Consider the following 313-nt stretch of genomic DNA (forward strand, 5'->3'; position numbering starts at 1 on the left):
TGGCTTGTACTTCGCCCGAGCAGAGTCCTTCAGCAAGTGAGCTTCCCTATACGATAGCGACCGAGAACTACGCGGTGTTGGCCGAAAAAGCGTTGACCTATCAATCGGATTTTGATTGGGAAGGATGCGCCGATTTATTGTCCGACGACGTGCAGTATTTTTTACCCGAGAGCTCCCGCCCGTTGGTGGGGAAGGCTGCGGTGTTGGCTTATTGGCGCAATGAGCCTCAGCGAGTGCATCTTCAATCGTGGCAGTTTAGCCACTTCAATCACATTCCTGTGCATAGCCACCAAGCCTTACCCTTTTCGGGTGT

Annotated in this window: 1 protein-coding gene; it reads left to right on the forward strand. The window is 52.7% G+C overall.

Annotated features, from left to right (window positions below):
- A partial coding sequence (locus AC23N5_RS31535; protein WP_487758579.1) for a nuclear transport factor 2-like protein occupies positions 1 to 313 on the forward strand: 313 nt, incomplete at both ends.

This window comes from Runella sp. R5_40 (assembly GCF_057652295.1).